Raw genomic sequence first — 11,573 nt, forward strand, 5'->3', positions numbered from 1 at the left:
AGTTTAATAAATAAATTACAATCAATTTATAATTTCTCCAAATTCTCTTTAAACATCTATTCTTTAATAAAAAAACCTGCTGAATTTCAGCAGGTTTCAAATTGTTATTCTAGATTACTATGCGATGCTCGCTTCGTCAATTTTTTTATGAAAATAAATATTGTACATGTCATTCAGTTGAAATAGATGGATCCGCCTGTTCTTTTTTCGGGATGATTTCATAGAAGTGAAGCTGGATATCATCTAATAATGGTGTTAACAAAGCGACTTCTTCATATTGTTCGTGCTCATTTAATACACGAATGTAGTCTAATAATAATTCATTCACATCTTGCAAACCATTTTTACTAATTGGCTGCAATGTTACATTTGCACCTTTAGCAATTCTTCTTTTTAAAGCGTGTTCTGTTAAACCTAAGTTTGGCTCATGATGTAAATAAACAACACCACCAGTCATGCCGGCACAAATCCATGGACCAGGATCTCCTAAAACAAGAGCGCGACCATTTGTCATATATTCAAAAGCAAATCCTTTTATATTAGAATATACTCCGATATTTCCTTGTTCTTTTTCGCGGAGTGGTTTTGTAATTCTGCCTCCAATTATCATATCTGCTCCAGAAAGGCGAATGCCAGCACGAGCATCAGCGTTACCTTGCACGTATAATGCACCTTTTTGAGCACCGTATCCAAATCCTTTTCCGACAGAACCATTATAATATGTTCCATCTGTTCCTTTTGCTTTCGTTATATAAATGCCACCGCCAAATGAAGTTTTTCCAATTCCATCTTGCGCGCCACCATTTACGTGTATAAATAAGTTCTCGCTATTGTACGCGCCTAATCCGTTTCCAGGAACAGATCCGTTTGTATACTTTAATGTAAGTGGTTCAAGATGAGTGTTTTCATATAATTTGCTACGAATACGATAACAGGATTCTAGACCGCCCATTACGCGTTGCTCTACGCCGACGCTTACTAATTCTTTTGACTGGAGAGAATTTGTTGTTTCAAATTGTTTTTCTTGTACAGATGCCGTTATTTTCACAGATGAATCTTCTATCGTTTGTATTAAATTACGTAAGTCTAATAAGTCCTTGCCTCGAGTTTGTTCTAATAAATCCGATCGTCCGATAATATCTTGTAAGTTTGTGTAACCGAGCTGCCCTGTTAAACGTTTCAATTCTGTACCGAAAGTAGTGAATAGGCTTAATAGCCCTGTAACTGCGCTTTCTAATTCACGTGGAACGAAACGGCGCAGTCCATGTTCTTTCGCTTGAGCTTCAGATTCAATTTGTGTTGCAATTCCGACGTGGCACGTATCAAGATGACAACCACGGCAAGTTGTACAGCCAATTGCAATCATTGATAATGTGCCAAATCCGATCCGGTTTGCTCCGAGGAGCATGATTTTTAAGGCGTCATTTACACTTCGAATACCGCCATCTGCCCAAATCTCTACTTTATGTCTCATATTTGCTTCTAGTAACGCATTGTGAGCAGCCTTAACACCAATCTCTACAGGAAGACCAACATGTTGCAATGCGTGAATACGCGCAGCACCTGTTCCGCCATCAAATCCACTAATGTTAATAAAGTCAGCGCCAGCTTTTGCGATACCGACAGCAATTGTTCCGATGTTAGGAACGACAGGAACTTTTACAGCTACTTTAGCAAGATGATTAGCCGTTTTAATTTCTGTAATCATTTGAGCCAAGTCTTCAATTGAATAAATATCATGGTTGTTAGAAGGTGAAATTAAATCCGAACCAATTGTAGCATTACGTGCTTCCGCAATTTTGGCAGTCACTTTTGAACCAGGCAAATGTCCACCTTCACCAGGCTTTGCTCCTTGACCTATTTTAATTTCAATTAAATTTGATGAATTTAGTAGTTCAGCGTTTACTCCAAATCGGCCAGATGCAACTTGTTGTCCGCGTGTATGTGGGTACTTACCAATCATATCTTTAATTTCGCCGCCTTCACCGTTCAAACTAATCATATTTAGCTGATCGGCAGCTTCTGCATACGCGCGAAAGGCAATTTCATTTTGAGAACCAAATGACATAGAACTAATAATAAATGGTAAATCATGATTGTGAATGCCGATGGACACTTCTTCAGTCGGAACTACATGCTGTGCTTGTTTTGTTTGAACAAGGTGCCTGATTGCGATGGGAGTGTTTTCTTCTAATTCACTTAACTTGTCGCGATAATCATCATAAGAGTTTCCTTTTGCAACATCACCAATTGCTTTCCAAATCCGCGGGAATATATGAAATGATTTTCGCATTCTAACTTTTGGATTGTTAAAATCCTCAGCTCGAATTTTTGCATCTTCAGCAAGTGATTCAAGTGAAAAAGCTAAATTATTTGAACCGCAGAAGTTTGTAATTTGTAATATATTTGCGATTTCCTCATGTAATCCAATAGAGGAGAAGAGGCGACCGTAACCGCGTAATTCATGAATTCCAATCGTTGAAATTACTTTCTCTAGTCCTTTATTAAGTGCGGTATACAAATTAGTAATTGGTACTTTTGTTTCATCATTTACCGTTGCGAACAATAAATATGGATTAATACCATCTGCCCCTAATCCGTATAGCGTGACGATATCGTGTAAGGAGCGAAGGGCACCGGAACGTATAACGAGAGAGCATTTCCGGCGTAATTTATTTTCAGTTAATGCTTGATGTACTTTAGCAGTAACTAAATGTGGGTCAATCCATAACAGTTCATTTTGATGAGATTTAGCATCATCTAATAATAGTAGGGAAGCACCATTTTTAACGGCTGCTATCGCTTCGGAACTAATTCGATTTAATGCGATTTGTAGAGTTTCTGATGGACTAAATGTAATAGAAATTGTAGAGACAGAGCTATGAGTAATGAATAGCTGTATAAGTTGTTCGTACGTAATCGTGTGTAAGTCTGACGCGATAGATTGAGCTAAATGCCCTTCTAAAATAATGGGTGAAAGCATCTCGATTACAAATGGTTGTTTAGAGTTATCTAATAAACCCGGACGCTCTCCGAGTACAGTACGTGTGGAGAAGTGTTCAACTTCTCGATCGCGATCGATTGCTGGATTTGTAACAACGGCTACACTTTCCTTAATGAAATCAGCAATATTTCGTCTATCTGTATCAAGTGCGGCAAGTGGTGAGTCATGCCCAAGTGACCGAATTGGTTCGACGCCTTTTGTCGCCATTTGTTCAAGGAGCTGAATATGTTCTCGATCCCAGCCAAAAGCGACGTATTGATTCGTTTCAACTTGAACCGAAGCACATAATCCCTCAGTTTCTTTCGTTTCAGGGATAGATAAGTTTACATGATAATTGGTAACATCGATTCGTTTCTTAAAACGGTTATATACTTCAATTTGATAATTGTCGTATTCATAGAGAACGAGCTCATCTTGTTGATTCCATTTTAATCCAACTTTTTCTCCAGGAGCGAGTGGTTTCGGATCTGCTACATATTCAGTTGGTGATACAACTCCAGGTTCAGAAGAGAAAATATAGGAGCTCTCCGTCTCTACTTTCCAAACTGGGCGTAATCCAAGGGAATCGACACTGAAAACAGCTTCATCTTTATAACGTGAAATAATACCAGCTGGACCTTGTGCGAAATGCCCCCAAGCCTCACGTATATAAGTGTATAAGTTTTGTAAGTTTGTTTCGTAAAGTTTTATTTCATTAATAATTGGTGGAAATAATATATCCATTGCTTCAAATAAACTGTAGTTATACTGAACGAGAAGGGTTTCTAAGGTGCGGTTTAAATCTTGGGAATCACTGCCCCCGGCAGTAAGTGGTACATTAATCATTTCAGCTTGATCGCGTAATTTTGCAATCGTGTTAATTTCGCCATTATGTCCGAGAATGCTAAATGGTTGTACACGAAAAAAATTAGATAACGTATTAGTAGAATAGCGATTATGTCCTAGTGTCATAGTTGAAGCGATAAGTGGGTGTTGTAAATCATTGTAATAAGCAACGAGTGTATCGCCAGCACCGAGAACTTTATATACAACATGTTCATGACTTAATGAGGCAACATGAATTGCTTCATTTTCTTCGATTTTTATTGTTACAGAAAATAATGTTTGTTCAATATTTTTAACTTCACTTTCGGCGATAAGGGCAATTTGCCAAAATAAAGGTTCTTCTTGTTTACCAAGAGGACCGAGTGCATCTGAGTTTATTACATCATCATTTTCGAGAACAATTATAAAGCTTTCATTGTTTAGTTGCGTACGAATGTAATCTTTTAACTCAGCAATGTTTTCTTTTTTGTTTAGAAAAAAATGTCCAACGATAAAGTGGGGATGATCCACAATCGTTGGATTATATCCGCTACTTTTCAGTTTTTCATTCCAAAGTGCTTTTGGCATGTCGATATGAATTCCGATACCATCTCCTTCGCCATTAATGAAACCAGCTCTATGATTCATTTTGACTAGCGATTGTATACAAAGATCGATGTTTTCTTTTGTAGGAATTTTTCGTTTTTCCATAACGGAAACGATTCCACACGCATCGTGTTCTGCATTTTTATAATTCCGAAATAAAGACGGTGTCCATTTATTTTTTTTGTTGAGCATCCGTCAATCCCCCCTCTGGAAAATGAATTTTGAATAATCTTACTATTTAAGGCGTGAACTGCCTTGTATACATGGATAGTAAGGATATAAAAGAATATAAAACAGATAATTATGAATAATTATACTATTAATGAGGGATTTATGAAATAGAAAAAAGGAAAAAAGAAAGATGGGCTTTCTTTTTTCCTTTTGTAATGAAGAGATTATTTATTGTTCACTAGGGTACAAAATGCTCTGCCAACAGCTTCAATTGTATATTCAATATCTTCTTTTGTATGTTCTGTCGTTAAGAACCATGCTTCATATTTAGAAGGTGCTAAATTAATACCTTCTTGAAGCATCAGCTTGAAGAATCTACCGAACATTTCACCATCTGTATTTTTGGCTGCATCGTAATCTTCAATTGTATTTGTTGTGAAGTATACAGTTAATGCACCCTTTAGACGGTTTACTGTAATATCGATGTTATGTTTTGTAGCTTGATCTAAAATTCCTTTTTCAAGCATTGCGCCAAGTGCATCTAATTTCTCGTATACGCCTTCTTGTTGAAGTACTTCTAGGCAGGCAATCCCTGATGCCATAGAAGCAGGGTTCCCAGCCATTGTACCAGCTTGGTATGCGGGGCCGAGCGGTGCAACTTGTTCCATAATTTCTTTCTTACCACCGTAAGCACCAATTGGAAGTCCACCGCCGATAACTTTACCAAGTGCTGTTAAATCTGGGGTTACGCCAAGTAAGTCTTGAGCGCCGCCATACATAAAGCGGAAAGCAGTAATAACTTCATCATAAATTACTAGTGCACCAGCTTCGTGAACAAGTTCATTAACTTTTTCAAGGAAGCCAGGTTTTGGCTCAACAATACCGAAGTTTCCAACGATTGGCTCTACAAGGATAGCTGCTACTTCATGTCCCCATTTATCTAACGCTTCTTTTAAAGTTTCTACATTATTAAATGGAACAGTAATAACTTCTTGAGCGATACTTTGTGGCACACCTGCTGAATCAGGAATTCCAAGAGTAGAAGGACCAGAGCCAGCTGCTACAAGTACTAAATCGGAATGACCGTGGTAACAACCAGCGAATTTCATAATTTTTGTGCGGCCAGTGTAAGCACGAGCAACACGAATGGTTGTCATAACGGATTCTGTACCAGAGTTCACGAAGCGGACTTTATCTAAAGCGGGCATTGCTTCTTTTAACATTTTTGCGAATTTTACTTCTAATGCTGTTGGAGTACCGTATAGTACGCCGTTTTCAGCCGCTGTTTTAATTGCTTCTGTCACGTGTGGGTGAGCATGTCCAGTAATAATAGGGCCGTACGCTGCTAAATAGTCGATATATTTATTTCCATCTACATCCCAGAAATAAGCACCTTTTCCACGTTCCATTGCAACAGGAGAACCGCCTCCAACTGCTTTAAAAGAACGGGAAGGACTATTAACACCACCAACGATATGTTCTAAAGCTTCTTTATGTAACGCTTCTGATTTTGTGAAATTCACTACAATTCATCTCCTTACAAAAATCTATGTATTATTCTAACATGTTTTTTGAAAAGACGTATTGTTTGTGATAGAAGGAGCAGTTGGGTAAACTATTCGTTGTGACATTTAGGAAGGGGGTCCGATTATGAAATCGGTAATTGAGGTACAAGGGTTACGTAAAGAGTTTACAGCTTATTCAAGTCGTCCGGGATTAAAGGGTGCATTTCGCGATTTATTAAATCGTAATTATAAAATAGTACCAGCAGTAAATGATGTTTCTTTTACTGTAAAGCAAGGTGAAATGGTTGGTTATATTGGTGAGAATGGTGCTGGTAAATCAACGACGATTAAAATGCTTACAGGGATTTTGACTCCGACATCAGGACAAATTACAGTGAATGGAATGAATCCACACAAACAGAGAGAAGAATTTGTAAGAACAATCGGCGTTGTGTTTGGTCAGCGTTCCCAGCTTTGGTGGGATATTGCTGTACAAGAATCATTTCGTTTATTGAAGAAAGTGTACGGTGTATCAGACGCTCAGTATAAGGAACATATGGAACATGTTATTGAAACGTTAGATATCGGTCCTTTGTTAGATAAACCGGTACGGAAATTATCTCTTGGTCAAAGAATGCGTTGTGAATTGGCAGCGGCGTTAATTCATAATCCGCCGTTATTATTTTTAGATGAGCCAACAATTGGACTAGATGTTCTTGTGAAATTGAAAATACGAGAATTCTTAAAAGAGATGAATGAACGTTATAAAACAACAATTTTATTAACGACACATGATATTACTGATATTGAAGCTTTATGTGAACGCGTCATCATGCTTGATGAAGGGAATATTATGTATGACGGATCTTTAGATAATCTTCGTACGCAGTGGGGAGTAGAGAAGGAAATACATTTTCAGTTTGTTGCCCCAGTTTCATACCAGGAGTTATCAATGGTTATGCCAGATAGCCATGTTGTTTGGTTAAAAGCGAAAGAAGAAAACGCATGGGTTGCAAAAATACCGAATGAAGAAGTTATCATTTCTATGTTGATTTCTAAAGTAGTACAAGCCTTTCAAATTAAAGATTTGAAAATTAACGAAGTGTCTACAGAGGAAATTATTCGTAACATTTATGAAGAAGGTATTATGCATGGGTAAGTATATTGAAATGATTCGGATTCGCTTTTTAATGATGCTTGCTTATCGTACAAATTATTACAGCGGGATTTTAATTTATACGATTAACATTGGTGCGTATTATTTTTTATGGCAAGCAATTTATAGCGGGAAAGAGAATATTGAAAGTTTATCTATTTCACAAATGACTACGTATATTGCGATCGCATGGATGGCACGCGCTTTTTATTTCAATAATATAGATAGAGAAATTGCGATGGAAATTCAAGAAGGACGCGTGGCGGTAGAGCTAATTCGTCCGTACAACTATTTAGGTATGAAAGTTATGCAAGGGCTTGGAGAAGGGATATTTCGTTTTGCTTTCTTTTCGATTCCGGGCATGGTTATTGTTACGTTATTATTTTCATTACAAATTACAACGAATTTTCAAACGTGGTTATATTTCTTCTTATCTTTAATATTTAGTTTTATCATTAATACACAAATAAATTTAATGACAGGAATGCTTACATTCTTCTTATTTAATAATAGTGGAATTATGTATGCGAAACGTGTTGTTATCGATTTATTTTCTGGTTTATTATTACCGATTAGTTTTTATCCGTTATGGGCCCAAAAAGCAATGGTGTTTTTACCGTTTCAAGCAATTAGTTATATTCCAAGTATGATTTTCTCTGAAGGTATACAAGGAAGTAAGTTATATGAAGCTTTATTATTTCAAGTGATTTGGGCAATTATACTTATTATTCCAATTGTACTGATGTGGAAAACGGCGAGAAAACGTCTAATCGTACAAGGGGGATGATGAGATGATATATATAAAATTATTTTTGCAATATGCAAGTCAATATATAAAAACAAAATTGGAGTATCGTGGCGATTTTATCGTCGGATTACTTTCAGATTTATCACTACAAGCTGTTAATTTAATCTTCATTCTCGTTGTGTTTGGGCATACCCAAGCACTAAAAGGGTGGAGCCGAGAAGAAGTAATCTTTATTTATGGGTTCTTTTTAGTACCGTTTGCCATTTTTTCAGCTTTCTTTAATATATGGGACTTTAATGATCGTTACATTATTAAAGGAGAAATGGACCGTATATTAACGAGACCGATTCATAGTTTATTTCAAATTATATTAGAAAGAATGGAACTTGAATCTTTAATTGGAGCTATTACGGGGATTATTGTGATGGGTTATGCAGCAATGGAGCTGCAATTATCTTTTTACTGGTATGATTTCTTCTTATTCCTACTCATGGTAGGGGGAGGGGCACTTGTGTACGGCGGGATATTTGTTACGCTTGCAAGTTTTGGCTTTTGGTCGGATGCGAAAAGTTCCATTATGCCGCTTATGTATAACATAGGGAATTATGGACGCTACCCTGTTGATATTTATAACCGTGTTATTCGCTTTGTTTTAACGTTTGTTTTACCGTTTGCATTTGTTGGGGTATATCCAGCAGCATACTTTTTAAGAAAAACAGAGTGGAATAGCTATGCTTTCGCAACTCCAATTGTTGGTGTTATCTGTTTTACTATTGCAATTACCCTCTGGAATCAAGGGGTTAAACGATATCGTGGTGCAGGAAATTAATTATAGAAGCTTGTTCGTTTCTAAGGGATAAATCAGCTACAGTCCTCATACATATAAAACGAGGTGGAGGACATGTTATGGGGATTTATTCTATTAATTGCAGCAATCGCTATTTTGAGAAGTGTCCAATTATTATGGAGTTCATATTCAAATTCCAATCGTTTCTTTTCGCTGTACAATTTAGCTACGTTGTTTTTGATTTATACAACGGTACTGATTGCGTTTGGATTAAGTTATGTTGTGCTAGAGGAAATGGGTTTTGCAGTTTTGAAAGAAGATGGGGATAGGTTAAGTGCTCATTCCTTTCAGCTCGTTGAAATATGTTTATATTTTAGCGCGGTTACTTTATTGTCCGTTGGATATGGTGATATAGCTCCGATTGGAATCGGAAGATGGATTGCAATTGGAGAAGCGCTAATTGGATATACATTACCGTTTGCCTTTGTGGTAAGGACTGTAATGGACAATGAAAAATAAGGTAGTATTTGTTATAGTAATAGAAAAGAAAAGGAGTGATAATAATGATTACAGTAGGAGAAATGGCACCGGAATTCACATTAGAGGGAAGTACCGGGGAACAAATTCGCTTAGCTGACTTCCGAGGTAAAAATGTAGTTTTATATTTTTACCCGAAAGATATGACTCCGGGATGTACAACTGAAGCATGTGATTTTCGTGATGCATATGGATTATTTCAAGAGAAGGATACGGTTATACTTGGTGTAAGTCCAGATTCAGCAAATAGACATATGAAATTCATTGAGAAGCATGAGCTTCCATTTGTACTTTTAGTAGACGAAGATCATAAAGTAGCAGAATTGTACGATGTTTGGAAGCTGAAAAAGAACTTCGGAAAAGAGTACATGGGAATTGAGCGTTCTACATTCCTTATTAATAAAGACGGTGAGCTTGTAAATGAGTGGCGTAAAGTGAAAGTGAAAGGGCATATTGAGGATGTTCTTTCTTATATAAAATAAATCTATATTAATGAGGAGAAAAAATACATATGTAAGGCATGCGTCTATACATATTTTCTTGCGATACATAAAGTGAAAGTGTAGGGCATACCTCCTCAGATGATAGTATTCCAAGTGCGATTATGTCGCACTTTTTTCTATGTAAATGTATAGGGAATGGGGGAAGATACATAAGAATAAGGCTATATACGAAAATAAACCACATACTTATAGTAGAAATATTGACGATTTATAAGAAAAAGAGTACACTCTTTATAAGAATTATAAAATAATAATCCGTATAGAATCGGGGTGCATGACGGTGGTCAAAGAAGAATTAAAAGAAGCGCTAGAAATGCTGAAAAATACGGGTGTACGCATTACTCCACAGCGTCATGCTATTTTAGAGTACCTTGTGGAATCTATGACGCACCCAACAGCGGATGACATTTATAAAGCATTAGAAGGTAAGTTTCCAAATATGAGTGTTGCAACTGTCTATAATAACTTACGTGTGTTTAAAGAAGTTGGACTTGTAAAGGAATTAACTTATGGGGATGCTTCAAGTAGATTTGATTATGTTACAAGTCAACATTATCATGTGATTTGCGAAAAATGTGGTAAGATTGTTGATTTTCCTTATGGAGGATTGGAACAGCTTGAAGAGGAAGCTGCAAAAACGACAGGCTTCGTTATTAATAGTCATCGCTTAGAAATTTATGGCGTTTGTCCAGAGTGTCATAAGGCGTAATATATAATAAAGAAAGAGGCTGACGGCTATACGTCGGCCTCTTTCTTTATTATATATGGGAATCGTGTTAGACTCATGAGGATTTAAAATGTTAAGTGAAGAATCAAATTTAATAAGAACAAATACAAGAGGTGATTTCTTAGTTAAGAAATCACCTTTTTAATGAGATGAAACTTCTTTAGTTTTGTAAGCTCCATATACCTATGATTTATAACTCTTCTTATTATATTTCTCATCAAATTCTTTTCCTTCTAGATTTCGATCAAGTGTTAAAGGTTGATTGCAATGCATACATGCGTCGACACGACCGAGCATTTTTGTTGGTTTATCGCAGCTTGGACAAATAATTTGTATCGTTTTTGTAGATAACATACCAATCCAAAAGTAAACAACAGTGCTAGCGATGACAGCTAAAAAACCAACCATCATAAAGGTTGTCATAATAATGATGTTTTCGCGAAAAAAGACACCTAAGTATGCAATGAAGAGGCCGATAAATACTAAACTCAATGCAAAGGTTCGGATTTTATTAATTTTGTTCGAATATTTAATACCCATTCCCACCACACTCCTATAGAAATAATATAACACACAATTTAGAATATTTTATGGAAACGAAGGTGATGATTAAATTTATCACTTATTAAAGAACAGTAGTGTTTTCTTTTAAGATGCAATACAGAAAGAGATTAGGTGGAAGGAGCATGTCTATAAAAGAGGAGTAGTAATTTTTTTCTATAGTTAATTTAGTTTTTTAACGGGATGTGAAATTTTTTCAGAAAAAGTATTGACCCTATATATACTGCGTGATATATTAATAAACGTCGCTGATGCGGAAACGCAGTAAACGACAAAAAAGAAATTTGAAAAACTTAGTTGACATTGAAAAACGAAGATGTTAACATAAGGAAGTCGCAATTGAGCGGCGAAGTAGTTCTTTGAAAACTGAACGAAACAAACAACGTGAACGTCAATTTTTATTTTTAGATGCTAGACAAACTAACTTTATTGGAGAGTTTGATCCTGGCTCAGGATGAACGCTG

General features: G+C 36.3%; 9 protein-coding genes. 6 read left to right on the top strand and 3 right to left on the bottom strand.

Annotated elements, in window-relative coordinates; translation table 11 throughout:
• Positions 1-169: 169 nt before the first annotated feature.
• Entirely contained in the window at positions 170-4,606 is a 4,437-nt protein-coding gene (locus SB773_RS11355) for a glutamate synthase-related protein (RefSeq protein WP_410589962.1), read from the bottom strand.
• A 203-nt stretch (positions 4,607-4,809) separates the two neighbouring features.
• Complete coding sequence (hemL, locus tag SB773_RS11360; RefSeq protein WP_410589964.1) at positions 4,810-6,108, bottom strand: glutamate-1-semialdehyde-2,1-aminomutase; 1,299 nt, start codon at positions 6,106-6,108, stop codon at positions 4,810-4,812.
• Positions 6,109-6,235: 127 nt separating this feature from the next.
• Between hemL and SB773_RS11365 the strand changes: the two genes are divergently transcribed.
• The 6 genes from SB773_RS11365 to perR all read left to right on the top strand — a co-directional run bounded on the left by SB773_RS11365 (position 6,236) and on the right by perR (position 10,530).
• Complete coding sequence (locus SB773_RS11365; protein WP_002010347.1) at positions 6,236-7,249, top strand: ABC transporter ATP-binding protein; 1,014 nt, start codon at positions 6,236-6,238, stop codon at positions 7,247-7,249.
• Positions 7,242-8,033, top strand: coding sequence for an ABC transporter permease (locus SB773_RS11370; RefSeq protein ID WP_000521522.1), 792 nt, complete (start codon positions 7,242-7,244; stop codon positions 8,031-8,033). The genes SB773_RS11365 and SB773_RS11370 overlap by 8 nt, the downstream gene beginning before the upstream one ends.
• Positions 8,034-8,037: 4 nt before the next feature.
• Entirely contained in the window at positions 8,038-8,823 is a 786-nt protein-coding gene (locus SB773_RS11375; RefSeq protein WP_002125070.1) for an ABC transporter permease, read from the top strand.
• Between the two features lie 72 nt (positions 8,824-8,895).
• Positions 8,896-9,300: a potassium channel family protein gene (locus SB773_RS11380; RefSeq protein ID WP_002091112.1), complete on the top strand. Its 405-nt coding sequence runs from the start codon at positions 8,896-8,898 to the stop codon at positions 9,298-9,300.
• A gap of 44 nt (positions 9,301-9,344) precedes the next feature.
• Positions 9,345-9,800 (top strand): thioredoxin-dependent thiol peroxidase, encoded by a 456-nt coding sequence (gene bcp / locus SB773_RS11385; RefSeq protein WP_201051155.1) that lies wholly within the window; start codon positions 9,345-9,347, stop codon positions 9,798-9,800.
• 301 nt (positions 9,801-10,101) lie between these two features.
• Positions 10,102-10,530, top strand: coding sequence for a peroxide-responsive transcriptional repressor PerR (perR, locus tag SB773_RS11390; protein WP_000237831.1), 429 nt, complete (start codon positions 10,102-10,104; stop codon positions 10,528-10,530).
• 201 nt (positions 10,531-10,731) lie between these two features.
• Here perR and SB773_RS11395 read toward each other — a convergent pair whose 3' ends face one another.
• Positions 10,732-11,088 carry a YgzB family protein gene (locus tag SB773_RS11395; protein ID WP_002125074.1) on the bottom strand — a complete coding sequence of 119 codons (357 nt, stop codon included), beginning with the start codon at positions 11,086-11,088 and terminating at the stop codon, positions 10,732-10,734.
• Between the last annotated feature and the right edge of the window lie 485 nt (positions 11,089-11,573).

The organism is Bacillus sp. SIMBA_074, from assembly GCF_046534555.1.
GTDB classification, from domain to species: Bacteria; Bacillota; Bacilli; order Bacillales; family Bacillaceae_G; genus Bacillus_A; species Bacillus_A mycoides.